Source organism: Streptococcus sp. 1004_SSPC (assembly GCF_001069025.1).
In the GTDB taxonomy this organism is placed as follows: Bacteria; Bacillota; Bacilli; order Lactobacillales; family Streptococcaceae; genus Streptococcus; species Streptococcus vestibularis.
Genome location: NZ_JWGQ01000042.1, coordinates 1 through 25,983, shown reverse-complemented (window position 1 = coordinate 25,983; position 25,983 = coordinate 1). Strand labels below are relative to the sequence as shown.

At 39.0% G+C, this 25,983-nt stretch carries 27 protein-coding genes and 1 pseudogene; 21 read left to right on the top strand and 7 right to left on the bottom strand.

Features of this window, described 5'->3' with window-relative positions:
• Positions 1-53 precede the first annotated feature (53 nt).
• Together rpsB and tsf are read left to right on the top strand one after the other, a co-directional pair.
• Entirely contained in the window at positions 54-821 is a 768-nt protein-coding gene (gene rpsB / locus ADF62_RS03255) for a 30S ribosomal protein S2 (RefSeq protein WP_002886342.1), read from the top strand.
• 110 nt (positions 822-931) lie between these two features.
• Complete coding sequence (gene tsf / locus ADF62_RS03250) at positions 932-1,972, top strand: translation elongation factor Ts (protein WP_003092376.1); 1,041 nt, start codon at positions 932-934, stop codon at positions 1,970-1,972.
• 103 nt (positions 1,973-2,075) lie between these two features.
• Here the strand turns inward: tsf and ADF62_RS03245 are convergent, their stop codons facing one another.
• The gene (locus ADF62_RS03245) at positions 2,076-2,546 is read right to left on the bottom strand and encodes a COG2426 family protein (protein ID WP_003098309.1); all 471 of its coding nucleotides are present in this window, start codon (positions 2,544-2,546) and stop codon (positions 2,076-2,078) included.
• Between the two features lie 316 nt (positions 2,547-2,862).
• Between ADF62_RS03245 and ADF62_RS03240 the strand changes: the two genes are divergently transcribed.
• Positions 2,863-3,318 carry a CtsR family transcriptional regulator gene (locus tag ADF62_RS03240; RefSeq protein WP_003092291.1) on the top strand — a complete coding sequence of 152 codons (456 nt, stop codon included), beginning with the start codon at positions 2,863-2,865 and terminating at the stop codon, positions 3,316-3,318.
• Complete coding sequence (locus ADF62_RS03235) at positions 3,319-5,769, top strand: ATP-dependent Clp protease ATP-binding subunit (RefSeq protein WP_048788058.1); 2,451 nt, start codon at positions 3,319-3,321, stop codon at positions 5,767-5,769.
• A 128-nt stretch (positions 5,770-5,897) separates the two neighbouring features.
• Here ADF62_RS03235 and pbp3 (ADF62_RS03230) read toward each other — a convergent pair whose 3' ends face one another.
• Together pbp3 (ADF62_RS03230) and pbp3 (ADF62_RS03225) are read right to left on the bottom strand one after the other, a co-directional pair.
• On the bottom strand, positions 5,898-7,154 hold the full coding sequence (gene pbp3, locus ADF62_RS03230; protein WP_037621858.1) for a D-alanyl-D-alanine carboxypeptidase PBP3: 1,257 nt from the start codon (positions 7,152-7,154) through the stop codon (positions 5,898-5,900).
• A 144-nt stretch (positions 7,155-7,298) separates the two neighbouring features.
• Positions 7,299-8,546: a D-alanyl-D-alanine carboxypeptidase PBP3 gene (gene pbp3, locus ADF62_RS03225; RefSeq protein WP_048788057.1), complete on the bottom strand. Its 1,248-nt coding sequence runs from the start codon at positions 8,544-8,546 to the stop codon at positions 7,299-7,301.
• Between the two features lie 208 nt (positions 8,547-8,754).
• On the opposite strand from pbp3 (ADF62_RS03225), the gene pnp reads away from it, so the two are divergent.
• From pnp to rpsI, 11 genes are all read left to right on the top strand, one after another.
• The gene (pnp, locus tag ADF62_RS03220) at positions 8,755-10,992 is read left to right on the top strand and encodes a polyribonucleotide nucleotidyltransferase (protein WP_048788056.1); all 2,238 of its coding nucleotides are present in this window, start codon (positions 8,755-8,757) and stop codon (positions 10,990-10,992) included.
• Positions 10,989-11,759 carry an SseB family protein gene (locus tag ADF62_RS03215; protein ID WP_003098318.1) on the top strand — a complete coding sequence of 257 codons (771 nt, stop codon included), beginning with the start codon at positions 10,989-10,991 and terminating at the stop codon, positions 11,757-11,759. Before pnp ends, ADF62_RS03215 begins: the two co-directional genes overlap by 4 nt.
• A gap of 85 nt (positions 11,760-11,844) precedes the next feature.
• On the top strand, positions 11,845-12,465 hold the full coding sequence (gene cysE / locus ADF62_RS03210) for a serine O-acetyltransferase (RefSeq protein ID WP_003092303.1): 621 nt from the start codon (positions 11,845-11,847) through the stop codon (positions 12,463-12,465).
• Between the two features lie 376 nt (positions 12,466-12,841).
• Positions 12,842-14,185 (top strand): cysteine--tRNA ligase, encoded by a 1,344-nt coding sequence (gene cysS / locus ADF62_RS03205; protein WP_048788055.1) that lies wholly within the window; start codon positions 12,842-12,844, stop codon positions 14,183-14,185.
• Complete coding sequence (locus ADF62_RS03200; protein WP_003098320.1) at positions 14,178-14,579, top strand: Mini-ribonuclease 3; 402 nt, start codon at positions 14,178-14,180, stop codon at positions 14,577-14,579. The genes cysS and ADF62_RS03200 overlap by 8 nt, the downstream gene beginning before the upstream one ends.
• Before the next feature lie 719 nt (positions 14,580-15,298).
• On the top strand, positions 15,299-16,042 hold the full coding sequence (rlmB, locus tag ADF62_RS03190) for a 23S rRNA (guanosine(2251)-2'-O)-methyltransferase RlmB (RefSeq protein ID WP_003098325.1): 744 nt from the start codon (positions 15,299-15,301) through the stop codon (positions 16,040-16,042).
• Positions 16,043-16,044: 2 nt separating this feature from the next.
• Positions 16,045-16,560 (top strand): NYN domain-containing protein, encoded by a 516-nt coding sequence (locus tag ADF62_RS03185; protein ID WP_003098327.1) that lies wholly within the window; start codon positions 16,045-16,047, stop codon positions 16,558-16,560.
• An 8-nt stretch (positions 16,561-16,568) separates the two neighbouring features.
• Positions 16,569-17,429 (top strand): DegV family protein, encoded by an 861-nt coding sequence (locus tag ADF62_RS03180; protein WP_048788054.1) that lies wholly within the window; start codon positions 16,569-16,571, stop codon positions 17,427-17,429.
• 630 nt (positions 17,430-18,059) lie between these two features.
• Positions 18,060-18,242: a helix-turn-helix transcriptional regulator gene (locus tag ADF62_RS03170; protein WP_003092292.1), complete on the top strand. Its 183-nt coding sequence runs from the start codon at positions 18,060-18,062 to the stop codon at positions 18,240-18,242.
• Positions 18,243-18,488: 246 nt separating this feature from the next.
• Complete coding sequence (gene rplM, locus ADF62_RS03165) at positions 18,489-18,935, top strand: 50S ribosomal protein L13 (RefSeq protein WP_002886374.1); 447 nt, start codon at positions 18,489-18,491, stop codon at positions 18,933-18,935.
• Positions 18,936-18,962: 27 nt separating this feature from the next.
• Complete coding sequence (gene rpsI / locus ADF62_RS03160; protein WP_002888293.1) at positions 18,963-19,355, top strand: 30S ribosomal protein S9; 393 nt, start codon at positions 18,963-18,965, stop codon at positions 19,353-19,355.
• Positions 19,356-19,486: 131 nt separating this feature from the next.
• Here rpsI and ADF62_RS03155 read toward each other — a convergent pair whose 3' ends face one another.
• Together ADF62_RS03155 and ADF62_RS03150 are read right to left on the bottom strand one after the other, a co-directional pair.
• Complete coding sequence (locus ADF62_RS03155) at positions 19,487-20,641, bottom strand: site-specific integrase (RefSeq protein WP_003098336.1); 1,155 nt, start codon at positions 20,639-20,641, stop codon at positions 19,487-19,489.
• 50 nt (positions 20,642-20,691) lie between these two features.
• A complete protein-coding gene (locus ADF62_RS03150) occupies positions 20,692-21,210 on the bottom strand; it encodes a helix-turn-helix domain-containing protein (RefSeq protein ID WP_000181350.1) in 519 nt (172 codons plus the stop codon).
• A gap of 146 nt (positions 21,211-21,356) precedes the next feature.
• Between ADF62_RS03150 and ADF62_RS03145 the strand changes: the two genes are divergently transcribed.
• From ADF62_RS03145 to ADF62_RS03125, 4 genes are all read left to right on the top strand, one after another.
• Positions 21,357-21,638, top strand: a complete 282-nt coding sequence (locus ADF62_RS03145) for a hypothetical protein (RefSeq protein ID WP_000005472.1) — start codon at positions 21,357-21,359, stop codon at positions 21,636-21,638.
• 8 nt (positions 21,639-21,646) lie between these two features.
• On the top strand, positions 21,647-22,486 hold the full coding sequence (locus ADF62_RS03140; protein WP_001014727.1) for a phage replisome organizer N-terminal domain-containing protein: 840 nt from the start codon (positions 21,647-21,649) through the stop codon (positions 22,484-22,486).
• A gap of 359 nt (positions 22,487-22,845) precedes the next feature.
• On the top strand, positions 22,846-23,178 hold the full coding sequence (locus ADF62_RS03130; RefSeq protein ID WP_001220782.1) for a hypothetical protein: 333 nt from the start codon (positions 22,846-22,848) through the stop codon (positions 23,176-23,178).
• Complete coding sequence (locus ADF62_RS03125; protein WP_000469564.1) at positions 23,159-23,353, top strand: hypothetical protein; 195 nt, start codon at positions 23,159-23,161, stop codon at positions 23,351-23,353. The genes ADF62_RS03130 and ADF62_RS03125 overlap by 20 nt, the downstream gene beginning before the upstream one ends.
• Before the next feature lie 460 nt (positions 23,354-23,813).
• Here ADF62_RS03125 and ADF62_RS11850 read toward each other — a convergent pair.
• A pseudogene (locus tag ADF62_RS11850) lies at positions 23,814-24,191 on the bottom strand (hypothetical protein).
• A 251-nt stretch (positions 24,192-24,442) separates the two neighbouring features.
• Positions 24,443-24,616, bottom strand: a complete 174-nt coding sequence (locus ADF62_RS11345) for a FanG protein (RefSeq protein ID WP_081448754.1) — start codon at positions 24,614-24,616, stop codon at positions 24,443-24,445.
• Positions 24,617-24,644: 28 nt separating this feature from the next.
• Here ADF62_RS11345 and ADF62_RS03120 point away from each other — a divergent pair, with 28 nt between their 5' ends.
• Positions 24,645-25,259 carry a CadD family cadmium resistance transporter gene (locus ADF62_RS03120; RefSeq protein WP_000615750.1) on the top strand — a complete coding sequence of 205 codons (615 nt, stop codon included), beginning with the start codon at positions 24,645-24,647 and terminating at the stop codon, positions 25,257-25,259.
• A gap of 11 nt (positions 25,260-25,270) precedes the next feature.
• On the top strand, positions 25,271-25,609 hold the full coding sequence (gene cadX / locus ADF62_RS03115; protein WP_000711088.1) for a Cd(II)/Zn(II)-sensing metalloregulatory transcriptional regulator CadX: 339 nt from the start codon (positions 25,271-25,273) through the stop codon (positions 25,607-25,609).
• The last annotated feature ends 374 nt before the right edge of the window (positions 25,610-25,983 follow it).

The window sequence follows — 25,983 nt, the reverse complement described above, 5'->3', positions numbered from 1 at the left end:
TGCAAGTCTAAAGCTTAGAAGAGGAAAAAACAATTTTTTAAGGAGAAATACTCATGGCAGTAATTTCAATGAAACAACTTCTTGAGGCTGGTGTTCACTTTGGTCACCAAACTCGTCGCTGGAATCCTAAGATGGCTAAATACATCTTCACAGAACGTAACGGAATCCACGTTATCGACTTGCAACAAACTGTAAAAATGGCTGACACAGCTTACGAATTCGTTCGTGAAGCAGCAGCTAACGATGCAGTAATCTTGTTCGTTGGTACTAAAAAACAAGCTGCTGAAGCAGTTGCTGAAGAAGCAACTCGTGCTGGTCAATACTACATCAATCACCGTTGGTTGGGTGGTACTCTTACAAACTGGGATACTATCCAAAAACGTATCGCTCGTTTGAAAGAAATCAAACAAATGGAAGCTGATGGAACTTTCGAAGTTCTTCCTAAGAAAGAAGTTGCACTTCTTAACAAACAACGTGCACGTCTTGAAAAATTCTTGGGTGGTATCGAAGATATGCCTCGTATTCCAGATGTAATCTACATCGTTGACCCACACAAAGAACAAATCGCTGTTAAAGAAGCTAAAAAACTTGGTATCCCAGTTGTAGCAATGGTTGATACAAACGCTGATCCAGATGAGATCGATGTAATCATCCCAGCTAACGATGACGCTATCCGTGCTGTTAAATTGATCACTTCAAAAATGGCTGACGCTATCATCGAAGGTAACCAAGGGGAAGATGCTTCTGCAGATTTCCAAGAAGCAGCTGCAGCTGATTCAATTGAAGAAATCGTTGAAGTTGTCGAAGGTGACAATAACTAATCTTTAGGATTAGTTAGGGTATGATGCCCACTAAAGATACGACAAATACCTAAGGGGCGGGGCTCAGCCCAGCCCCTTAATTTTATAAAATAAATTTGGAGAAAAACAAAATGGCAGAAATCACAGCTAAACTTGTTAAGGAATTACGCGAAAAATCTGGTGCTGGTGTCATGGACGCTAAAAAAGCATTAGTTGAAGTTGATGGCGATATCGAAAAAGCGATTGAATTGCTTCGCGAAAAAGGTATGGCTAAAGCAGCTAAGAAAGCTGACCGTGTTGCAGCTGAAGGTTTGACTGGTGTTTACGTTAACGGTAACGTTGCAGCAGTTGTTGAAGTTAACGCTGAAACTGACTTCGTTGCGAAGAACGCTCAATTCGTTGAGTTGGTAAACGAAACAGCTAAAGTGATTGCTGAAGGTAAACCAGCTAACAACGAAGAAGCACTTGCATTGACTATGCCTTCAGGTGAAACTCTTGAAGCTGCATATGTAACTGCTACAGCTACTATCGGTGAAAAGATTTCATTCCGTCGTTTTGCAGTTGTTGAGAAAACTGATGCACAACACTTCGGAGCTTACCAACACAACGGTGGACGTATCGGTGTTGTTTCAGTTATCGAGGGTGGAGATGATGCTCTTGCAAAACAAATCTCAATGCACATCGCAGCGATGAAACCAACTGTTCTTTCATACACTGAATTGGATGAACAATTTGTTAAAGATGAATTGGCACAACTTAACCACGCTATCGATCAAGATAACGAAAGCCGTGCAATGGTTAACAAACCAGCTCTTCCACACCTTAAATATGGATCTAAAGCTCAATTGACTGATGCTGTTCTTGCTCAAGCTGAAGAAGATATCAAAGCTGAGTTGACTGCTGAAGGTAAACCAGAAAAAATCTGGGATAAAATCATCCCAGGTAAAATGGACCGCTTCTTGCTTGACAACACTAAAGTTGACCAAGCGTACACTCTTCTTGCTCAAGTTTACATCATGGACGACAGCAAAACAGTTGAAGCTTACCTTGAATCAGTAAACGCTTCAGTAGTAGAATTCGTTCGCTTTGAAGTTGGTGAAGGTATCGAAAAAGCATCTAACGACTTTGAATCAGAAGTTGCAGCTACAATGGCAGCAGCACTTAACAACTAATTCTAGTTGCTAGATAAAAAGAAAGAAGTTACGTAAATGAATCGTAACTTCTTTTTTTGTTATTAAAAAACATCTGAGCATGCCCCAGACGTTAACAAAGTAATTAATGAGCGAAGGTATTTACACCAAGTAGAAGAGAGAGTGTTCCCATGATGATACCTGCAAGGATAACCCCCAGCATAACAGCTAGAACACTGCGCTTAAAGTCCCAATCTAGGATAGATGCTGCGAGGGTACCAGTCCAAGCTCCTGTTCCTGGAAGTGGAATTCCTACAAAGAGTAGAAGGGACCAGAAGACACCTTTGTCTCCAGCGGCTTTTTCAAGCTTTTGACCCCCACTATGACCTTTTTTTAGACACCAGGTAAAGAAGCCACCGATAAGAGGTTTGTCAGCACCCCACTCGAGAACACGGCGGGCGAAGAAGAAAATAATTGGAACTGGAATCATGTTTCCAATGACACAAAGAATGAGGGCCTGCCACCAAGGAATACCTGAGGCGATAGCAACAGGAACAGCTCCACGGAGCTCCACTAAAGGAATCATAGAGATTAAGAGTGCAATGATGTATTTCATGAGTAACCTTTCATAGGGAAATAAATAAGAGATAAGACTCAAAGTGAGATGAGCTTTATCAAGAGTGATAAGACTAGTACTACTGCGAAAGTGCTAAAAAGTACTTGTTGGATTAGATAGGTCTCAGCCTGTCAAAGTGGATAGAAAATTTGAATCAAACACCTTAAGTTACCTAATATTTTAGTCTTATTCATTGTATCTTATATGTTCTCTAATGACAACTTTAAAAAGCTTTTCGAGAGTATAGTTTCCCATGAGCTGACATTTTTGGTATAATAATAGTCAGTTATAGTCAAATTAGACTGGAGGAATTAAGATGGCAAGAAATACATCAGATAGTATAGAAGAATATATTAAAGAATTGCTGGGCCAGTCTGGAACTGCTGAGATTCAACGGTCGAACTTGGCAGATGCTTTTCAAGTAGTACCAAGTCAGATTAACTATGTTATCAAGACTCGTTTTACAGAGAGTCGTGGGTATATTGTTGAGAGTAAACGTGGTGGTGGCGGCTATATTCGCATTGTCAAAGTTAGATTCTCCGACAAACACCATATGATTAATGATTTGCTGCAAAATTTGGCAGATCAGCTCAGCGAGCAGGTATTTACAGACTTGATTCAGTTGCTTTTTGATGAAAAAATCATCACTGAACGTGAGGGAAATTTGATTTTAGCAACTGCTAGTGATGATGTTTTAGGCGCAGATGCGGCTGCTACTCGTTCGCGTATTCTACGCTCGCTATTACTTAGATTGGATAGAAAAGGAAATTAGATGACGACATATTCAAGAAAAATGCAGGCCATTTTCCATCGTGCTCAGCTTGAGGCAGAGCGTTTTGGAAGTCCTTTCTTGGAGACTTGGCATGTGCTTCTGGCTATGGTTGAGGTTCCAGGATCTGTAGCCTACTTAACCTTTACTGATTTTGAGGACCGTATTCGTGCGGAAGAGATTGAGACCGCTGCTGTACTAGCGATGGAGAAAAGTCCGAAAGACTTGTCTGAATCAGATATTATCGATTTACGTGCACAGTCACATGCTTTAGAGGCTATGTTGCAAGAGGCAGAGGGAATTGCTAGTGTGACTGGTGCTGTAGAGGTAGGGTCTGAACATGTATTGATGGCCTTCCTTCTTCATAAGGATTTGATGGTTTGTCGTCTCCTTGAAGTTGCTGGTTTTCAATATAAGGATGACAGCGATAAGCCTCGCATTATCGATTTACGACGTTCTTTGGAGCGTTACGCAGGTCTTAGTAAGCAAGATTTGAAGGCCATTCATGACCTTCGTAAGCCTAAAAAATCAAAGGCATCAGGAAATTTTGCTAATATGATGCAGCCTCCTCAATCTTCTACTGGGGAACTGTCAGATTACACCAAAGACTTAACGGCAGTAGCTGAGTCAGGTGCCCTTGATCCTGTTATTGGACGTGAGAAAGAAATTTCACGCATGATTCAGGTTTTGAGTCGTAAAACAAAGAATAACCCAGTTCTTGTGGGTGAAGCAGGTGTTGGTAAGACGGCACTTGCGCTTGGCTTGGCACAACGTATTGCTTCAGGCGAAGTACCTTTTGAGTTGGCTGATATGCGTATCTTAGAGCTTGATATGATGAGTGTGGTTGCAGGAACACGTTTCCGTGGCGATTTCGAAGAACGTATGAATCAAATCATTGATGAGATTGAAGCTGATGGAAAAATCATTCTCTTTATTGACGAATTGCATACGATTATTGGTTCTGGTTCAGGTATTGATAGTACCTTAGATGCGGCGAATATTTTGAAACCTGCTCTAGCACGTGGGACCCTTCATATGGTTGGAGCAACTACTCAAGCTGAGTACCAGAAGCATATTGAGAAAGATGCAGCTCTTTCTCGCCGTTTTGCTAAGATTACAATTGAGGAGCCAAGTGTAGCTGAGGCGATTGATATTCTAAAAGGCCTACGTTCGTCTTATGAAGACTATCATCGTGTAACGATTACTGATGAGGCAGTTGAGACAGCGGTCAAGGCGGCCCACCGTTATTTGACGAGTAAAAACTTACCTGACTCTGCCATTGATCTTTTAGATGAAGCGAGTGCAACTGTTCAAGGTAGTATCAGAAAAGAAGCCAAACGTGAGATAACATCTTTGGATGAAGCACTTCTATCTGGTGATATGAAGGCTGCTGTTAAACAATATAAAGCTAGCCAAAAAGCAAAATTACCAAAACCTGCCTTGGTAGATGCAGATCAGATTATGCAAACCCTTAGTCGTCTATCAGGTATTCCTGTTGAGAAGATGACTCAGGCAGATAGCAAGCGTTACTTGAATCTGGAAGCAGAGCTTCACAAACGTGTTATTGGTCAAGACGAAGCAGTTTCGGCGATTAGTCGTGCTATTCGTCGTAACCAGTCAGGTATTCGTACTGGAAAACGTCCGATTGGTTCCTTCATGTTCCTTGGACCTACTGGTGTTGGTAAGACAGAATTGGCCAAGGCTTTGGCGGAAGTTCTCTTTGATGATGAGTCAGCTTTGCTTCGTTTTGATATGTCAGAATACATGGAAAAATTTGCGGCTAGCCGACTTAACGGTGCTCCTCCAGGTTATGTTGGATATGATGAGGGTGGTGAATTAACAGAGAAAGTTCGCAATAAGCCTTACTCAGTCCTCCTCTTTGACGAGGTGGAAAAGGCTCACCCAGATATTTTCAACATCCTCTTACAGGTTTTGGATGACGGTGTTTTGACAGATAGCCGTGGTCGTAAGGTTGACTTTTCAAACACTATCATCATTATGACCTCAAACTTGGGAGCGACTGCTCTTCGTGATGATAAGACCGTTGGTTTTGGAGCCCAAGAAATTTCTCATAATCACCAAGCTATGCAGTCACGTATTATGGAAGAACTTAAGAAAGCCTACCGTCCAGAATTTATTAACCGTATTGATGAGAAGGTTGTCTTCCATAGTCTTGAGGAAGAGCAGCTTCGTGAGATTGTCAAGATTATGGTGAAACCGTTGGTATCAGCTTTGGCTGAAAAAGGGATTGACTTGAAATTCCAACCAGCTGCCCTTAAGCATTTAGCTAAAGATGGCTATGATGTTGAGATGGGTGCTCGTCCATTACGTCGTACGATTCAAACTCAAGTGGAGGATAAATTATCTGAGCTCTTACTAGGTAACCAAGTAGTTAGTGGACAAACTCTTAAAATCGGCTGCTCGAAAGATAAATTAACCTTTACAGTAGTGTAAAAATCAAACAAAAAGACAGATTACAGGTGTAGTTTGTCTTTTTTTGTGTCAATAGGAATCAATGTAGAGCCCATCTTTCTGTAAAGTAGGTGTAAAAGAAAAAGCCGAGCCACGCTCGACTGTAAGTATTAGAGTTTCTCGTTGACAAAGGTGACAAAGTGATTCCACCAAACCTTGAGGAAGAAGCTTTTCTTAACTTCTTTACCAGCAACCAGTTCCATGCTTGGCATGCCTTGATTAGGTAGGTAGCCTTCTCCTACAAGATCCTTATCTTCAAAGGTGGCTGTTCCCACCTTGTCTCCTGCCTTGACAGGGGCTTGCATCTGGTTGGTAGTGACTTTAATGTGTTTGTTATTGTTGGCATCTATTTTTTGGATAATATTAAAGTCAGACTTAGCGACGGCAGTGACTTGCTTAGATTTACCATCAAGGACAGAGGCTTGACTTTTACCGATGGCTTGTCCTTTTTTGGCAATGGTCTTGCTTTCCCAATGATAGACTACGTAGTTAAGTAGGTCGTTAGTTGCAGTGAAACGGGCGTAATCATCAGTATCGGTATTATCAGAATTCAAAATGACTGCGATAATGCTCATGCCACTTTCATTTGAGTGGGCCACGAAGGAAGCACCAGCCAAGTCGGTGGTACCTGTTTTTAGACCATCAACTCCTTTACGGTAACTAGGTTGTCCCTTAAGCATATAGTTGGAGGTTTTGAGTTTGTTGACACCATCAAAGTCAGCCTCAGTTTTTTTAGTGATATCGAGAATTTCAGGATATTCTTTCACCACGTGTTGCGCAATGACAGCAACGTCCTTAGCACTCATGGTGTTTTCTTCGTCAGATTTAGAGCCTGGATAGATATTGTCACCTAAGTAAGAATTATTGAGACCAGAGGCATTGACAATCTTGGCATCAGTGATACCCCAATCTTTAAGTTGGGCTTTCATCATGTCGACAAACTTACTTTCGGTTCCTCCGATTTCCTCGGCTAGAGCAATAGATGCACTGTTGGCACTGGCAATAAGGGTTGCGTCAAGAAGTTGTTTGACAGTGTATTTGCGGGCATCTAGTGGAATATTAGATACTCCGGCACTGACAGTTAGTTCAAAGGGATAGTCAGAAATATCAACTTTGCTGTTCCATTTGAGGTCTCCCTGATCTACCGCTTTATAAACCATATAGGCTGTTAGGAGCTTGGTAATAGAGCCAATTCCAGCAGAGGTAGTGGCATCTTTTTCGTATAAAATTTTGCCAGTATTAGCTTCGACAGCGACGGCATGTTTGGCTGCGGCATCATATCCTTTTTTCTTATCTGCTGCAAAAGCAGGGGCTACGCTTCCCAGACAGAGTAAGAAGGTCATCATAAGCGTAATCAGTTTTTTCATGGTTTGTTCCTTCATGTGTTTTGGATATTTATTATACCACATTTTGAGAGGAACTTAAGGTGTTGAGAAGAGGCTTTTACTTACAGGACCAATTTTGAAGGAAAGATAAAACTACCTTTTGATAGCTAAAAGGTAGTTTTGTGTTTACTTGTTTCCTGTAAAGAAATTAATGATATGGTTCCACCAAACTTTTAAGAAGAAACTTTTCTTGATAGATTGGTTGGCTGTTACAGAAATTTGAGGTGGATCAGAGATGTAACCTGTTCCAACGAGATCCTTATCATCAAAGGTCGCTGTTCCAATAGTGTCACCTTTTTTGATAGGTGCTGTTATAGTTTTTGCTTTGATTTTAACAGCATCATTTTTGCTGTTTATTTTTTGAACGACTGTAAGGTCCGACTCGAGTTTAGCAGAGATGGTTTGACTGTCTCCATCGGCTACCTTAATATCATTTTTCTTGACGATTTGTCCCTTGGTGTTGAGGGTTTTGATTTCCCAGTTTTGAGTCACATAATCTAGCAACTCATTTGTGGCTGTGAATCTAGCAGCTTCATCTTCTCCATCATTATCTGCATTCATGACAATGGTAATCAAACTCATGCCATTTTCATTGGAGTGGGCTACAAAGGATGCCCCTGCAAGTTCAGTTGTTCCAGTTTTGAGTCCATCAACGCCTTCACGGTAGTTGTCTTGACCCTCCAACATGTAGTTGTGCGTCGTTAATTTGTTGTCACCTTCGAAATCAGTTTCGGTTTGCTTGGTGATTTCAAGTACCTGAGGATAGTCTTTGATGAGGTGGTCTGCAATAATGGCAACATCTAGAGCACTCATAGTATTTTCGTCATCTGGTTTAGAGCCAGGATAGCGGTTATCCCCAAGGTATTTATTGTTTAGACCAGAAGCGTTAAATAATTTAGCATCTGTAATGCCCCATTCTTTAAGTTGGGCTGTCATAGTGTCAACAAAGGCACTCTCTGATCCTGAGATTTTTTCAGCTAGAGCAATTGCTGCACTGTTGGCACTACTAATGAGAGTGGCATCTAAGAGTTGTTTGACAGTATATTTTCGAGAATCTAGTGGGATATTTGAAACTTCTGAATCAACTGTTAGGTTGAATGGGTAGTCTGAGATACCTACCTCAGTGTCCCAATTAATTTTACCTTGATCAACAGCTTTATAGACCATGTAGGCTGTCAGGATTTTCGTCATTGAAGCAACACCATCAGGAGTGGTGGCATCTTTTTCATAGAGCACTTTTCCTGTAGTGGTTTCGATAGCGATCGCATGTTTTGCAGCAACATTGAAGTCATCAGTCTGATCTTGTGCTAGGGCAGGTGTTGTTAGGCCTATTAAGATTAAGGTAATCATAATGATGTGTTGTAATTTTTTCATAGTCATTCCTTTGGCTCTCATAAGTGTTTATTATATCACAAAACCACTTAAATATCTGAAATCGAGAAAAGCTTGGAGTGCAACTTATGCCGAAGCTCTGCCATTTTCGACTATAATATGGTAAAATGGAAGTTATATCAAATGAATGATATAAAGTTGACCAGTTCGTTTTTGTGGGGCTGGTTATGGATAAAAAGAGGGATCAAACATGGCTAAACAAACTTTTGAGATGACCTTTGCAGGACGCCCACTTGTTGTGGAAGTGGGACATGTAGCCAAGCAGGCTAATGGTGCCGTTGTAGTACGTTATGGAGATACAACCGTATTGTCAGCAGCTGTTATGTCTAAAAAGATGGCAACTGCAGATTTCTTTCCATTACAGGTTAATTATGAGGAAAAAATGTATGCGGCTGGTAAGTTCCCGGGAGGTTTTAATAAGCGCGAAGGCCGTCCTTCAACAGACGCCACTTTGACTGCTCGTCTTATTGATCGTCCTATTCGTCCTATGTTTGCGGAGGGGTTTCGTAACGAAGTTCAAGTCATTAATACTGTTCTCTCTTATGATGAAAATGCTAGTGCGCCAATGGCAGCTATGTTTGGGAGTTCTTTAGCACTTTCTATTTCGGATATCCCTTTCAATGGTCCCATTGCTGGGGTTCAAGTGGCTTATGCAGCGGAAGATTTCATCATCAACCCAAGTGCATCAGATAAAGACGTTTCACAGTTAGACTTGACAGTGGCCGGTACCAAGGAAGCCATCAATATGGTAGAATCAGGTGCTCAGGAATTGTCAGAGGACATCATGTTGCAAGCACTTTTGAAGGGACATGAAGCTATTCAAGAGTTGGTTGATTTCCAAAATTATATTGTTGCGGCTGTTGGTAAGGAAAAGGCTGAGGTTGAACTACTCCAAGTTGATGCTGAATTGAAAGTCGAAATCGAAACGGCTTATTATGATCAGTTAGCTAAGGCTGTTCAGGTGGAAGAAAAACTGGCGCGTGAAGCAGCAACCCAGGCTGTTAAAGAAGAGGTCCTTACTTCTTATCAAGAACGCTTCGCAGAAGATGAAGATAAGGAAACTATTCTACGTGATGTGGTAGAAATCCTTGAGCAGATGGAACATGCTGAAGTGCGCCGTCTGATTACAGAAGACAAGGTTCGTCCTGATGGTCGTCGTGTGGATGAAATTCGTCCTTTGGACGCAGAGATTGACTTTCTTCCTAAGGTTCATGGTTCAGGTCTCTTTACACGTGGACAAACCCAGGCCTTATCAGTCTTGACTTTAGCCCCTATGAGTGATACACAACTTATTGATGGTTTGGATCCAGAGTATAAGAAACGTTTCCTTCACCACTACAATTTCCCTCAGTATTCGGTGGGTGATACAGGACGTTACGGTGCACCAGGCCGTCGTGAAATTGGTCACGGAGCCTTGGGTGAGCGAGCCCTTGCTCAAGTTCTTCCAAGCGTTGAAGAGTTTCCATATGCTATCCGTTTGGTAGCCGAAGTCTTGGAGTCAAATGGGTCTTCTTCACAGGCTTCTATTTGTGCAGGTACTTTGGCTCTTATGGCCGGTGGGGTGCCGATTAAGGCACCTGTTGCGGGGATTGCCATGGGCCTTATTTCAGATGGAACTAACTACACTGTTCTAACCGATATTCAAGGTTTGGAAGATCATTTTGGCGATATGGACTTTAAGGTGGCTGGTACACGTCGAGGTATTACAGCTCTTCAGATGGATATTAAGATTTCAGGTATTACACCTGCTATTCTTGAGGAAGCTTTAGCTCAAGCCAAGGTAGCTCGTTTTGAGATTCTTGATGTTATCGAGGCAGTAATCGCTGAGCCACGTCCAGAATTGGCACCAACAGCGCCTAAGATTGACAGTATTCAAATTCCTGTTGACAAGATTAAGGTTGTCATCGGTAAAGGTGGCGAAACAATTGACAAGATTATTGCTGAGACTGGTGTCACTATTGATATCGATGAAGAGGGACTTGTTCAGATTTTCTCTAGTGATCAGGATGCTATTAACCGTGCCAAAACAATTATTTCCGATCTTGTACGTGAAGCAAAGGTTGGCGAGGTCTACACTGTACCAGTTGTGCGTATTGAAAAGTTCGGTGCCTTTGTCCATCTCTTTAATAAGACAGATGCTCTCGTCCACATCTCAGAACTAGCTTGGGAACGCACTGAGCGTGTCGAAGATGTGGTTAAGGTTGGGGATATGGTAACTGTTAAAATTATCAAAATCGATGAAAAAGGACGTATCGATGCCTCAATTAAGACCTTGCTTCCTAAGCCCGAAAAGATTGAAGACGGGGAAAATGAAGGAGAGCATCGTCACCGCCGTCGTTCTCATCACAAACCACGCCACCATAATGAAAATGGTAAAGCACCGCAAAATCCTGATAAATCAGAAATGAAAGAACAGACAGAAGAATGACAGAAAATCAAGAATTGCAAGCTTTTGATGAAACCTTGAGAGAGTTTTTAACGGAACCAGACCACTTTTTAACCAGTCTGGCTTTGATTAATCACCTACAACGTACTCCCGTCTTGGCTGCCCAAGACCTCTACGCAGTTGAAGTAGAAGGCAAGAAGGTTGTTCCTGTCTTCACTAGTGAACAGGACCTACAATCTTTTAAAGCTACTCAAGAGAGTGCTCGAGAGCAAACTTGGGTAGAACGTTCGAGCTTAGATGTTTTAACACAACTGGTTCAGGCAGAGCTTTTTGGTCTTGCTTTCAATTTAAAAGAGGATGGTGATTTCTCAAATACCACTCTTTTTGCAAGCAGTGAACTCATCCAGTTTATCAACTATTTCACTCAGACCTTAAATAATCTTTTGGGTGAGGAAAACCAAAAGGCAGCTCCTAAAGATAAGATTTATCTTGTTCCAGCCTTCATTCACAAACGCGAGGAAGATGGCCAGGATGACCGTCTCTTTGCGACCATGTCGAATGCAGAGGGACAGAGTTATGTACCTGTGTTTACGAACTTAACGAGCTTTGCAAAATGGTACGGTAACGAGACTTTTGGTCTACCTTTCCGTAAGGCTAAAGGGACGATTTTGCAATGGCCACTGTCAGAAATTTACCAGCCTTCAACAGGCGAAAATGAGTTGGACAAGGTTCAAGGTATTGTCATCAATCCTTTTGATGACCAGCCTGAGTTAATCGATTGGGCTTATTTTGAAGGGGATAGCGAGTAGACCTAGTGTTCTCAACTTTCCACTTTAAAGAATAATAGGACAACAGCAAACAATAATAACAATAATGATATAAGGAGTGACCTATATGGGGTGGTGGAAAGAAAGTATTGATATTGTAAAGAAAAATGACCCAGCGGCTCGGACAAGTTTGGAGGTTCTTTTAACCTATCCTGGTCTAAAGGCTTTGGCCGCTCATCGCATCTCACATTTTCTCTGGCGCCACCATTGTCGACTGTTAGCTCGTATGCATAGTCAATTTTGGCGATTTTGGACTCAGATTGAGATTCATCCTGGGGCTCAGATTGCTGAAGGTGTCTTTATTGATCACGGTTCTGGCCTTGTCATTGGTGAAACAGCTGTGGTTGAAAAAGGAGCTATGCTCTATCACGGTGTTACTTTAGGTGGTACTGGTAAAGATGTCGGAAAACGTCACCCAACCGTTCGTGAGGGTGCATTGGTTTCAGCCCATGCTCAGGTTATTGGTCCTATTGAGATTGGGAAAAATGCTAAGGTAGGTGCAGCAGCTGTGGTTGTTGCCGATGTCCCAGAAGATGTTACGGTAGTTGGTGTCCCTGCTAAGGTCGTACGTGTTCACGGTAAAAAGGATGAAGAAGTGATTCATGACATTGAGGAAGGTCGTGAATACTATAGCGAAAAGCTAGAAGATCTTCTAAAAGCAGCAAGCTTTCACTCATCACGTCTATAAGGACAGAAAAAGATGAAACTCTTTAGTTCAAAGGTGACTCGATTGACGGTCGTGGGCCCCTTTGCCCTTGTCTACATTGCTTTACATAGAGCAGATTATAGTATGGCCGCCTTATGGTTTTGCATTGCTCTGTTATGGGCCGGTCTTGTTTTTAAGCAACGACACAAGTGAGATTTGAGTAATGAAACAATTCTTCAAGGACAATCCTTTTTTGGTCTTCTATATAGTTGGGAGTTTTCTTTCAGCTATGTCTCTCTTGGCTCAAGGTCAGCTAGTTGCGGCTATTTGGATTATAATTCTCGTTATACTCTTGTGTTTGTACCTAAACCATATCAAGGATAAAAAATAGTTTCCAGTTAATTGAAAGGAATCTCAAGTGATTAAAATTTATGATACGATGACACGTTCGCTCCGTGATTTTGTACCTTTGACAGAAAATGTTGTCAATATGTATATCTGCGGACCAACAGTTTACAATTATATTCATATCGGAAATGCCCGTTCAGCAGTAGCTTTTGATACTATTCGTCGTTATTTTGAGTATTGTGGCTATACAGTCAACTATATTTCCAACTTTACGGATGTAGATGATAAAATTATTAAGGCAGCCAATGAAGCTGGTATTTCGACCAAAGAATTATCAGACAAGTTTATCACAGCCTTTATGGAAGATACCGCACAACTTGGAATCAAACCAGCGACACAAAATCCTCGTGTTATTAACTACATGGATGAAATTATTGCATTTGTGTCAACCTTGATTGATAAAGGTTTTGCTTATGTTGCTGAAGGTGATGTATACTTCCGAGTAGCTAAGTCAAAAAATTATGCAAAATTAGCTAATAAGACCTTGGAAGATCTTGAAATTGGTGCTAGCGGACGTACGGATGCTGAGACAGATCGTAAGGAAAATCCTCTGGATTTTGCCCTTTGGAAAGCTGCCAAAGAAGGAGAGATTTCTTGGGAAAGTCCTTGGGGACCTGGACGTCCAGGCTGGCACATCGAATGTTCTGTTATGGCGACTGAAATCCTTGGGAATACTATCGATATCCATGGTGGAGGTGCGGACCTTGAGTTCCCACACCATACTAATGAAATCGCACAATCAGAAGCCAAAACTGGTAAGACCTTCGCTAATTATTGGATGCACAACGGTTTTGTTAATGTGGACAATGAGAAAATGTCAAAATCCTTGGGTAACTTTGTGACTGTCCATGATATGCTTAAGACGGTTGATGGGCAAGTGCTTCGCTTCTTCCTAGCGACACAACAGTATCGTAAACCAATTAACTTTACCGAGAAAGCTATCCATGATGCTGAAGTCAATCTCAAGTATTTGAAAAATACGCACAGTCTTCCCTTGACAGATCAGGTGAATCAAGATGAGTTGCAAACTTATCTTGATGCTTTCCAGGTGGCTATGGATGATGACTTTAATACGGCAAATGGTGTGACTGTTCTGTTTGATATGGCCAAATGGATTAATTCAGGCAACTATGATGAAACTGTTAAAGATGCTTTTGAAAAAATGCTCCAAGTTTTCGGTATTGTTTTCGAAGAAGAAGTTCTTGATGAAGATATCGAAAAACTCATTGAAGAGCGTCAGGCAGCGCGTGCTAACAAGGACTTTGCGACAGCAGACCGCATTCGTGATGAGTTAGCTGCTCAAGGTATCAAACTTCTTGATACCAGGGAGGGCGTGAGGTGGACACGTGACTAAATACCTTGATGTCAACCTTATTAATGGTATTGCTCTCGCCTTTGAGGGAGATGCTGTTTATTCCTTATACATTCGCCGTCACCTGATTTTTCAAGGACAGACTAAGCCAAATCAATTGCATCGTCTAGCTACACGCTATGTTTCCGCCAAGGCTCAAGCTAGCCTCATTGAAAAAATGATAGATCGAGAGCTTTTGACTGAAAAAGAGCTGGACATATACAAACGAGGTCGTAATGCTAAGAGTCATACCAAGGCTAAAAATACGGATGTTATTACCTATAAAATGTCAACAGGTTTCGAGGCAGTTATGGGTTATCTTCATATGACCGAGGATGTCGACCGCCTAGAAGAGTTGGTTACTTGGTGCATTGATGAAGTTGAGAAAGAAATCTAAAAATTCTGCTGAGAGCAGGATTTTTTGTTATTTAAAATTAATCTAGATTGTGAAAAAATAATAGATTATGTTAATAGTGAGGCATCAGCTCCGTAAGTTGATTTTTCTTCAGTTGAAGCCAAGGCAGAACCAACCAATCAAGTCAGCTCAGTGGGACCTCAACGTCATTGATGGTTGTCTCTTCAAGTGAGACAGATGAGGGTCTTCTTGAGGTACATTCTCAAGTTGATATTGTAGAGACGAGTGTTTCTATGACTACATCTTATTCAGAAGAGGCTCGTGTCCAAGATTTTGGTGAGGATCGATCAGTAGCTGCATCTGAGCGAGGAGAGGCAAGCGCAACATCTGAAGTGGCTTAAGAAACTGCTAGCTCTCTTGCATCGACAACTGCAGAAATAAGTCAGTTGGATAAAAATACAGAGTGAGAGTTTGACCTATTCGTCAAAAGTAACCTTTACAGACGGACTTATCTCAGAGATTTCCGGAAACAGTTCAACAAGCACAGACTCAATTGACATCTTCCAAACAGTAGGTAAAACCATTACCTAGGCTGAGAGAAAGATTGCAGAATCAATTGCAGATCCAGATACAATTGGTAAGCAGGTTTTGGCTGCTGCAACGCTTGTTCTGGTTCTTCTAGTGCTTTATCTAGTAGTAATTACATTTATTTAACATGCTTTGCCCTCGTAAGAGGGCTTTTTTTATGATAGAATGGGCATATGAAAACAACTAAAGAATCAAGCCTAGATATTGTTTATGGTGTGCATGCTGTAACGGAGAGTCTAGAAGCTAATACTGGAAACAAACTCTATATTCAAGACGATCTTCGAGGGAAAAATGTGGATGCTATTAAGGCTTTGGCAGCTGAAAAGAAGGTTTCCATCTCTTGGACACCGAAGAAGACCTTGTCTGATATGACAGGTGGGGCTGTTCATCAAGGTTTTGTCCTTCGTGTGTCAGAGTTCGCTTACTCTGATTTCTCAGTTATTATGGATAAGGCTGAGCAAGAGGAGAACCCTCTGATTCTCATTTTAGATGGACTTAATGATCCTCATAACTTTGGTTCTATCCTACGAACGGCTGATGCTACCCAGGTGACAGGAGTTATTATTCCCAAACATCGTGCTGTAGGGGTAACCCCTGTAGTTGCCAAGACATCAACAGGGGCAGTGGAGCATATTCCGATTGCGAGAGTGACTAATCTGAGCCAAACCCTTGATAAACTTAAAGAATCAGGCTTTTGGGTATTTGGTACAGATATGGACGGTACACCATCTCATAAATGGAACACAGCTGGTAAGCTTGCTCTTATCATTGGTAATGAAGGTAAGGGAATTTCTGCTAACATCAAGAAACAAGTTGACGAGATGATTACTATTCCTATGAGTGGCCATGTGCAGAGCCTAAACGCCAGTGTGGCAGCTGCAGTTCTTATGTATGAAGTTTATCGAAACCGATTGTAACTATGAAAAAAAGAATACTTCTGGTTGATGGTTATAATATGATTGCCTTTTGGCAAGAAACCCGTCAACTCTTTAAGGCCAATCAGCTTGACGAAGCTCGTGAAACACTGATTCGTAAGCTCAATCATTATGCCAACTTTGAGCATATTGATATCATCTGTGTGTTTGATGCCCAGTTTGTTCCAGGGAGCCGTCAGCGCTATGATCAGTACCGTGTTAGTGTTATTTTTACTGAGGCAGACGAGACAGCCGATAGCTATATTGAGCGCTCAGCAGCTGAAATGAATACTGTTCAAAATCTAGTTGAAGTGGCGACTAGTGACTTGAATGAACAGTGGGCCATCTTTTCTCAAGGAGCTTTACGTGTTTCAGCGCGTGAGTTGGAGGAGCGTGTTAATACCGTTAAGTCGGACTTAGACAAGATGTCAGCACATATTGACTTAACAACCCCCAAGTTACGTCCATGGGATGAAACACAATTAGGAAAATTACAGAACCTTTTAAATGAAATAGAATAGAGGGATATATGACATTTAAAATTTTGACAGATTCAACAGCAGATCTAGATGAAAAATGGGCTCAGGAGAATGATGTTGAACTTATTGGTCTGACCATTACGCTCGATGATATTACTTATGAGACCGTTGGTCCTAATCGATTAACGAGTGACCGTCTCTTGGAAGCTATGCAAGAAGGAGGTCAACCGACCACAAGTCAGGTGAATGTTGGTCAATTTGAAGAGGTTTTTCGTCGTCATGTTCAAAATGGTGATGCTCTTCTTTATCTTGCCTTCTCATCAGTGCTTTCAGGTACTTATCAAAGTGCTGTTATGGCGCGTGACATGATTTTAGATGAGTACCCAGAAGCTGTCATTGAGATTGTAGATACCCTGGCGGCAGCAGGTGGAGAAGGTTATCTTTCTATCTTGGCGGCAGAAGCTCGTGGCCAGGGTAAGAGTTTATCCGAAACGAAAGCCATGATTGAGGACATTCTGCCACGTTTACGGACCTATTTCTTAGTTGATGATCTCTACCATCTTATGCGTGGAGGTCGTCTTTCTAAGAGCTCAGCAATTATTGGTAGTTTGATTAATATCAAGCCTCTTCTTTGGCTAGACGCTTCAGGTAAGTTGGTTCCTTTGGCTAAAATCCGTGGACGTAAAAAAGCCATTAAAGAAATGGTCCTGAATGCTACTCAGGATATTGGACATAGCACAGCGATTGTCGCTTATGCTAATGATTTTGCAGCTGCGGAGAATCTAAAAGAACGATTGTTAGCAGTTGACGGCATTGAACAAGTTCTTATTATGCCACTTGGACCAGTTATTTCTACCCATGTCGGACCAGATACCTTAGCCGTCTTTACGATTGGTGAGGAAGCTAGATAGAAAAAATCAGATAGGTTTTCCTATCTGATTTTTTCGTTGTCTGAAATGATGTATCAATAGAAAATAAGAAGATAAATCATACAAAATGAATAGTATATTTAACATGATGTAAAACAATGCTGTAATAAATCTATAAAATGGAGGGAACAAAATGAAGGAGTCAAAGAAAAAGTAGCTAGCACGATGGATGAACGTGCTCAGTTAATCAGTAACAGCATCTGCTGCTGGAAGTTATGGAGTAGCCATGATTGGTATATTTGTAACGATTATGGTTACTGGTAAGACACACTCCGTATACTTAGCTCAGTCATTATTAATTATTACTTTCTTTGGATCTATGTGCGTGGTCGTAGTGCATAGCGTATCACGAAATGGGTATCCACGGTTACTGGACAAAAAATTGAGAAGAAAGTGTTCGTATTATCCTGAGTAATGTTGCTTTTTGGAATTGTTATATCATCAATTGGTTTGTTAAATTTAGTACAGTCGATTGAGATGAATAATAATATTATGAGTAGTGTAGCATTTTTGACATTGGGTTTGATCCTTATTTGTGACGGATTGGTTATCATCAAAAAAATCAGAAAAAACCGTCTGGAAGAACTAGAAGACGAAGCATAGGGTTTTTAAATGAAAAATTTAAAATTAAAGTCAGCACGTGTGGCAAAAGACCTCACTCAACAAGGCTTAGCAGATGCTATAGGAGTCTCCCGCCAGACCATCTCACCTATTGAAAAGGGAGACTACAATCCGACCATGGATTTGTACATTGCCATCTGTAAAACATTAGACCAGCTTTTTTTGGGAAGCTGAGGACTAGTTTGCATCTCTTAGAGGAGAGGTTGCTGGGGGATTCTATTACCTAACTTATAAAACGGGAGCTAAAAAAATAAAAGAAAAACACCTCCAAATGACTTGCCTTGGACGTGTTTTTTTGATATTATGTTAGACGGTATTGTTTACCCCATTTGAAAGGCCCCGGAACCTTCCAAATACTTTTTGATGGGAAGGAACACCCATCACTCGTAAACAAAAATCGAACTATATATAGGAGAAATCATGAACAAAACAACATTTATGGCTAAACCAGGCCAAGTTGAACGTAAATGGTATGTCGTTGACGCAACTGATGTGCCACTTGGACGTCTTTCTGCAGTAGTTGCTAGCGTACTTCGCGGAAAAAACAAACCAACTTTCACACCACACACTGATACAGGTGATTTCGTAATCGTTATCAATGCTGAAAAAGTTAAATTGACTGGTAAAAAAGCAACTGATAAGATCTACTATACTCACTCAATGTATCCAGGTGGATTGAAACAAATCTCAGCAGGTGAACTTCGTTCTAAAAATGCTGTTCGTTTGATCGAAAAATCAGTTAAAGGTATGCTTCCACACAACACTCTTGGACGCGCACAAGGTATGAAATTGAAAGTCTTCGTTGGTGGTGAGCACACTCACGCTGCACAACAACCAGAAGTACTTGATATCTCAGGACTTATCTAATTCTAAGAGGAAAGGAGCACTAATATAATGGCACAAGCACAATATGCAGGTACAGGACGCCGTAAAAACGCCGTTGCACGCGTACGTTTGGTTCCAGGTACTGGTAAAATCACAGTTAACAAAAAAGATGTAGAAGAATACATCCCACACGCAGACCTTCGTCTCGTTATCAACCAACCTTTTGCAGTTACTTCAACTGAAGGTTCATACGACGTACACGTTAACGTTGTAGGTGGTGGATACGCTGGTCAATCAGGTGCGATCCGTCACGGTATCGCTCGTGCACTTCTTCAAGTAGACCCAGACTTCCGCGATTCATTGAAACGCGCTGGACTTCTTACTCGTGATGCACGTATGGTTGAACGTAAGAAACCAGGTCTTAAGAAAGCTCGTAAAGCATCACAATTCTCAAAACGTTAATCAATACGATTATATCAACGTTTCAAAGCACTTTGCAAAGATTTTGCAAAGTGCTTTTTTGTCGATTTTTGAGCTAGAATAGCTTTGTGATAACCTTCTGATAACCTCTTCTAAATTTTAAAAATCATGATTTATTTTGCTTTATTGAGATAATCTGCAAATTTGTCAATAGAGTTTTTCTCACCAGTTTTTGTAGTGTGAGTATAGACATCTAATGTCATCTGACTGCTTGCGTGGCCAAGTCGTTTTGATGTATTAGAAGGGTCGATTCCAATTTCAGACATAAGTGTTGCATGTGTATGTCTGAACCCATGTGGGCTAATTGGTTTTAATTTATGCTTTTTAATGATTCGATTCAGTACGTTATTAATGTAGTCAGCATGAAGGGGCTCAATTTTGTCATTGCTTGATATGTAAGAGAACATATATTCGTTACTAATATTCAGCTTTGTAAGAGGCAACTGAGATTGTTCTTTTAGATAGAAATTTCTCCATTGTTTAATAATATCGATTGTCTCATCATCAAGATAGATTGTGCGAACTGAAGATTCATTCTTTGTGCTCTTTTCAATCGCTTTACCGTCAATTCTTCCTAGACTTTTATCTATGTTTAAGAGATTGCTGTCAAAGTTAATATCAGCCCATTTTAAAGCGTATAACTCCCCTTTTCGTAGTCCACTAAATGCAAGCAGTCTAAATAAAGCAAAATGTTTAAATGGCTCAGTTTCTTTCACTATATCAAGGAAATGATGTAATTCCTCCAGTGACCAAAAATTATCTGATCTAGTTTTTTTGATTTTAGGCATGATAACATTCTTCATTGGATTTCGATCAATGTAGTTCATGTTGATTGCAAAATCAAAAATTTTTGAGGTATAGGATTTTATCTGTTTGATATTTTTGAAAGTCTGAGAATTTTGTGTAATAAAGTTTTGACAGTCTAAAGGACTGATTTGGTCAATAAATTTATCGCCAAATATTGGTAGAATATGTATTCGATAGATATTCTTAGTTTGGGAAGAAGTTGTTTCTTCAACGGTACCAACATAGGCATTAAACCATTCTTGATAAAGTTCTTTATAAGTGACTTTGGGGTTAGGTTTGTCGGTACTTACTGTGGGGGCAACGACACCAGCTTCTAAACGAGCTTCGTACAATTTTGCCTCTTTTTTGGTTTTGAACCCTCTCTTTAAGTGCCTTTTTTTCTTTCCATAAGCATCTAAGCCAATGTAAAAGCTGACATAGTATAGGATTCCTTTTTTTGTTTTGTATTTGTGTATAGACATTTTTCTCCGTATCTAAGTTTTCGGAGCTTATGTAATTGAGAAATGAGTGTCTATCTATTTTTTCTATCTTCTTGGCGGATAGCGTATTCGTCTGTTTTAATCCAGCTCTGCCAAACTTTAGAATCTTTATTTTGGTGATTCATATAATCTATAAACTCAGACATAAAACGTTTGTTTTTCTCAGCTAGATATTCTGAGAATATATGACGAAATTCATCTGAAAAACTATCATCAAGTGGTAGTGTTAATGCCCTTTCGCCAAATTCGATGCTCTTCTTTAACTTCTCCATATCGCTTTTAAAAGGTGTCACAGAACCAATTTTAGATGTTTTGAAACTATCTGTAACAATTTTAAGATTTGATGGAGCGTGTGGGTTGCTATCAAGTCCCATAATGTAAGCGACGGAAACATTAAAGTATTTTGCCAATTTTTCAGCATTATCTTTTTTAGGTTTGCGGATTCCTTGATTGTATCCAGAAAGTGTAGGATAGGCTATATTTGTAGCTTCGCTAATTTCTGTCAATTTTTTTCCGCTATTTTCTATCAGTTTAGTAATATGATTCGTCATAAGAACCTCCTTTTTATCATTATAACACATTTTATTCTTTTTGAATAAAAAAGCTTGACAAAATTCAAAAAGGATATATAATTCAAAATGAATAACAAATTAAATGGTTTCGGAGCTTATTTAATTTAGAAATGAGGTGTGAATTTATGTCGGAAACTACTTTAGTTGTCCAGCTTCCTAAAGAATTAGAGAAGCAATTACGTGCTCACTATGATGAGATGATTTCAAATGCTGTAGCAAGAGTATTTGAAGATAAAGAACTTTATAAACCTATGGTTCGTATGTCAGGTTTGTCTAGGTGGTTAGATGTATCTACGACAACAATCCAAAAATGGACGAAAGAAGGAATGCCAACCATGGTGATTGATGGAGTGACTTTATACGATAAAAGAGCAGTAACACGATGGTTGAAGCAATATGAAAGATAGGTACTCGTATGAATGGTGTTCAGTGGATCAAGATAACAACAGATATATTTGATGATGAAAAAATTCAGCTAATAGAATCAATGCCAGAAGGAGATACTCTTATTGTAATATGGTTTAAAATTCTGGTGCTTGCAGGAAAGCAAAATAATAGTGGCATATTAAGTCTAGGGAACAAGGTTTATTACACAGAAGAGATGCTTTCAACAGTGTTTAGGCGAAAGGCTACATCTGTAAAATTAGCTCTCAGCATGTTTGAAGAATTTGGCATGATAGAAATCATAGATGGCGCTATTACCATTCCAAAATGGGAGAAACATCAGAATATAGATGGACTAGAAAAGATTAGAAAACAAACTAGGGAACGTGTTGCTCGTCATAGACAAAAACAAAAAGCACTAATTACAGGCGAGCCACAACTCGTTTTAGACTGTAACGTTACAGTAACGGATGAAAATGATAATGTAACGCAAGAGATTAAGAACAAGAGTAAGAATAAGAAAGAGATTGAGAATATACTGGATAATAGTTCTAGAAAGCCTGAAACTTATATTCCACCCAAATATTATTCTTTGTTAGAATCCATTTCTTATAAGTACAATGATAGATTTTTGTATCCTAACAATTACACTTTAACACATGCTCAGAAGATGAAGATAGGCGAGTATTTGGCTAGTGGGTATGTAACTAGTGATGAAGTCATTAGCATGATTGAACGGATTCCTGAGGATGCGACGTCTCCTTTGGCGTATTTATTTAAGTCTATGGAGAATTTAAAGCAGGAACGTATGCTGGAGTGCAAAGCTATTGCCCATGAAAATGCCCGAAAGAAGTATATGATAAATGAGTAGATATAGGACTGTTCTAAAGAAATGTTACATCACTGAGGAGCAAAATGAAATAGTGAATAACTTGATTGAAATGACAAATCATCTAAGTTTTTCCTCTTATGCCAGAAAAATGTTATTTAAGAGCTCGCCTATTTATCTTCAATTTGATTTTGAATCTTATCATGACTTTATATTTCAAGTTAGAAGAATTATCAATAACTTACGTCAGTTAGAAAGAATAGCAGAACAAAGTGAGGATTTGGATAATGTAAGGATATTTCACTACTGCGTTGAGCTGATGATAGAATATGAAAAGAAGACAAGTAAACAAGTGAAAGAACTTGTAAAACGACTAAATAAGAAAACGAGGTGATAGGACCATGAGAATAAAATCTGTGTTGAAACAGGTGTTTTTGACGGAAGAAGAAAATAAAAAATTAAATGATTGTATGAGGAAGGAAAATATTCGTAATTTTTCTGAGTTTGCTAGACAAAAATTAATACGAACAGATTTGAACATCCAAAAAGTCTCTTTTGAAGGTTTAGTTCCTTTAACAGAAGAGTTGGAACAAGTCGGAAAGAATATCAATTCTATAGCCCGTCTTGCAACTGTAGTTGGGAGAATAAGCTATGAAAACAAAATGGATATGTCTATTTTGATGCAAAAAATAGTTGATGTGATGGAGGAAAAAGATGTTTATTTTCAAAAGTAATATGGATAAGGATTTTGATCAGATATGTGAATACATATTGAAATTAAAGCGAGCAGAATTATTTCTTCATGGAATTAAACAACAAGATAAAACGAAGGCTCGTTTGTATCATGCGATGCTGGAATACTATGATGCTAACCATAAAAAAGAAAGACATATGAGAATTTTAAAATAAGGAAACGCTGTTAAAAATTTTGCAGCGTTTTTTATATATCTTCTTAAAATATTTGTACACACAAATGACAGTCAAATTGATTTTTGGGATTATTTTATCGAGAAGGAAAGATTTCTCATAATATGACTTTGCGAGCTCAGAGTCTGTATACACACACTCCCAAAATCATCCTAAAATTTGTATACACAAAGTGTATGTACTTTTTGGGATGATTTGAATTTTGGGGAATCCCCAAACCCCTGATGAATTATACGAGCAAAAAAATTTGGGAGTAAGTTTTAGAAAGAACTATTCTAAAGTATTTAAAATCTGACTTTAAGTAAATTTTTTATTATGTGACTATTAGCCTGTCTCACTCCGCTAGGTGCGAGACAAAAAAATACCCGCTATGCGGGTGTGTACTGACCCCCAAAAGTTAGACAGAAAAAATCTAACTTTTGGGGTCAGTACAAAAGCGTTTTTATTGTATAAAGAATATCAAATAGTTTGAGGGTTTTACTTGTCGCTGTATTTCTTCACTATCCTTTTTGTAATACTCCTGCTTTGTTCCTGAAATATCTACAGTGAATACGTCATCCTTGAAGGTATAATTCTCTTTTCGGTTTATGATATTAGAGCCAGTCGGTTCGATTGTTGCACTGTCTTTATCAATTGTAAAGGTGTCGGCCTCTCCTTTGTTGCTATTTCCTTTGTTACCTGAAATGGTAAAGGCAACTTCATTTCTACTCTCGTTTATTCAACGGTATTCGCCATCTAAAGAATTGCTTGATTGGTTAGAGCATGCAATTAATAAAATTGTAGATAGAGACACTAAAAGTAATGTGATAAATCTTTTCATTTACATACTTTTTATTTCTATATTATATTAAAGAAACATTACATAAGTAAGACAGTAATTTTTTAGGTTGATCTCTTTCTTTCGGGAAAATCATTATGTTTCGGAAAGTCAAGATTTTGTTATTATTTATGATATACTGGTACCGTAATTATATCCTTACAGAGGTTAAGTAAGGGTTTCAGTACACGTCAATAGATGTCAAAATATTGATTTTAAGCGATTTTTGATTTTTGGAAACTCATTATATCGCACTACAAATCAATAAAAACTGTACCTTTTTTAGATAAATATATTATCTGGATATTGAAGTTAAGCCCTGCTGTCATTTCGATGGCAGGGCTTTTTAATATTTGGTACACTAACTTCTTATCTGTATTTTGGTGGATTTTAAGTTGACATCTACAAAGTTTAATGTTAGAATACATTCAAAAATATATTTGAATGAGGTATTTTATGATTCAAAATGTTGTTACTTCAATAATCCTGTATTCTGGGACAGCCGTAGACTTACTTATTATCCTAATGTTATTTTTTGCCAAAAGAAAAAGCAGAAAAGACATCATTAACATCTATTTAGGACAATTTCTAGGCTCTGTTAGTCTAATATTGCTAAGTTTGCTTTTTGCATTTGTCTTAAATTATATTCCTAGTAAAGAGATTTTAGGTTTACTCGGTTTGATTCCAATTTTCCTAGGTCTCAAAGTTTTGCTTTTAGGAGATTCTGATGGAGAAGCTATTGCCAAAGAAGGTTTGCGCAAAGATAATAAAAACCTGATATTTCTAGTCGCTATGATTACTTTTGCAAGTTGTGGTGCTGACAATATTGGTGTCTTTGTTCCATATTTTACTACCTTAAATTTAGCAAATTTGATAGTAGCTTTACTTACCTTTCTAGTCATGATTTATCTCTTGGTTTTTTCTGCCCAAAAATTGGCACAAGTCTCTTCTGTTGGAGAAATTTTGGAAAAATATAGCAGATGGTTTATTGCCGTTGTTTATTTAGGATTGGGGATATATATCCTGATTGAAAATAACAGTTTTGACATACTATGGACTATATTAGGCTAGGAGAAAATATTATGAAAAAAGATAGTATCTGCCAAGTGAATGTTATAAATCAGCAAAATATTACAACCGCAACGAACTACCTTGAAAAGGAAAAAGTCCAAAAATCACTTCGCATTTTAACAAAATTTACCGATAATAAACAGATAAATATCATCTTCTATCTTCTTGCTGTTGAAGAACTCTGTGTCTGTGATATAGCCTGTTTACTAAATCTCAGTATGGCATCTACTTCCCACCATCTTCGTAAACTAGCCAATCAAAACATCTTGGGCACTAGAAGAGAGGGGAAAATTATATATTATTTTATAAAAGATGAGGAAATCAGGGATTTTTTTAATCAACTAGGATAACAACTATTTTTACTACTTTTCCATGATTCTAGGAAGCTACTCTATGAAATTTTTTGATGAAAATTACTCACAAGAAATAATATATAGAACTGTTTAAATATCTTCAGGATAGAAAAAGAAATTGTCCAGGCACGAAGAAACTGTATATTTGTTGCTAAACTGTACATCATCTTTATGATACAGTATTTCGTATTTCTCAACTACATAAGCTCCGAAAACTAAAATGTGATAACCCTTTGATAACCTCTCGATTTTCAAAAGGATTATATATGTAAATATTGAGGATTTATCTCTTAAAATTACTTGATTTTAGTGATAATTTACCATAAATATCATAATGTAGAAAAAACCAGGTCTTAAGAAAGCTCGTAAAG

Bases quoted from the DNA above. Each gene is read 5' to 3' on its own strand.
- rpsB (WP_002886342.1), top strand. From the start codon at position 54: ATGGCAGTAATTTCAATGAAACAACTTCTTGAGGCTGGTGTTCACTTT.
- tsf (WP_003092376.1), top strand. From the start codon at position 932: ATGGCAGAAATCACAGCTAAACTTGTTAAGGAATTACGCGAAAAATCT.
- ADF62_RS03245 (WP_003098309.1), bottom strand. From the start codon at position 2,546: ATGAAATACATCATTGCACTCTTAATCTCTATGATTCCTTTAGTGGAG.
- ADF62_RS03240 (WP_003092291.1), top strand. From the start codon at position 2,863: ATGGCAAGAAATACATCAGATAGTATAGAAGAATATATTAAAGAATTG.
- ADF62_RS03235 (WP_048788058.1), top strand. From the start codon at position 3,319: ATGACGACATATTCAAGAAAAATGCAGGCCATTTTCCATCGTGCTCAG.
- pbp3 (WP_037621858.1), bottom strand. From the start codon at position 7,154: ATGAAAAAACTGATTACGCTTATGATGACCTTCTTACTCTGTCTGGGA.
- pbp3 (WP_048788057.1), bottom strand. From the start codon at position 8,546: ATGAAAAAATTACAACACATCATTATGATTACCTTAATCTTAATAGGC.
- pnp (WP_048788056.1), top strand. From the start codon at position 8,755: ATGGCTAAACAAACTTTTGAGATGACCTTTGCAGGACGCCCACTTGTT.
- ADF62_RS03215 (WP_003098318.1), top strand. From the start codon at position 10,989: ATGACAGAAAATCAAGAATTGCAAGCTTTTGATGAAACCTTGAGAGAG.
- cysE (WP_003092303.1), top strand. From the start codon at position 11,845: ATGGGGTGGTGGAAAGAAAGTATTGATATTGTAAAGAAAAATGACCCA.
- rlmB (WP_003098325.1), top strand. From the start codon at position 15,299: ATGAAAACAACTAAAGAATCAAGCCTAGATATTGTTTATGGTGTGCAT.
- ADF62_RS03185 (WP_003098327.1), top strand. From the start codon at position 16,045: ATGAAAAAAAGAATACTTCTGGTTGATGGTTATAATATGATTGCCTTT.
- ADF62_RS03180 (WP_048788054.1), top strand. From the start codon at position 16,569: ATGACATTTAAAATTTTGACAGATTCAACAGCAGATCTAGATGAAAAA.
- ADF62_RS03170 (WP_003092292.1), top strand. From the start codon at position 18,060: ATGAAAAATTTAAAATTAAAGTCAGCACGTGTGGCAAAAGACCTCACT.
- rplM (WP_002886374.1), top strand. From the start codon at position 18,489: ATGAACAAAACAACATTTATGGCTAAACCAGGCCAAGTTGAACGTAAA.
- rpsI (WP_002888293.1), top strand. From the start codon at position 18,963: ATGGCACAAGCACAATATGCAGGTACAGGACGCCGTAAAAACGCCGTT.
- ADF62_RS03155 (WP_003098336.1), bottom strand. From the start codon at position 20,641: ATGTCTATACACAAATACAAAACAAAAAAAGGAATCCTATACTATGTC.
- ADF62_RS03150 (WP_000181350.1), bottom strand. From the start codon at position 21,210: ATGACGAATCATATTACTAAACTGATAGAAAATAGCGGAAAAAAATTG.
- ADF62_RS03145 (WP_000005472.1), top strand. From the start codon at position 21,357: ATGTCGGAAACTACTTTAGTTGTCCAGCTTCCTAAAGAATTAGAGAAG.
- ADF62_RS03140 (WP_001014727.1), top strand. From the start codon at position 21,647: ATGAATGGTGTTCAGTGGATCAAGATAACAACAGATATATTTGATGAT.
- ADF62_RS03130 (WP_001220782.1), top strand. From the start codon at position 22,846: ATGAGAATAAAATCTGTGTTGAAACAGGTGTTTTTGACGGAAGAAGAA.
- ADF62_RS03125 (WP_000469564.1), top strand. From the start codon at position 23,159: ATGTTTATTTTCAAAAGTAATATGGATAAGGATTTTGATCAGATATGT.
- ADF62_RS11345 (WP_081448754.1), bottom strand. From the start codon at position 24,616: ATGTATTCTAACATTAAACTTTGTAGATGTCAACTTAAAATCCACCAA.
- ADF62_RS03120 (WP_000615750.1), top strand. From the start codon at position 24,645: ATGATTCAAAATGTTGTTACTTCAATAATCCTGTATTCTGGGACAGCC.
- cadX (WP_000711088.1), top strand. From the start codon at position 25,271: ATGAAAAAAGATAGTATCTGCCAAGTGAATGTTATAAATCAGCAAAAT.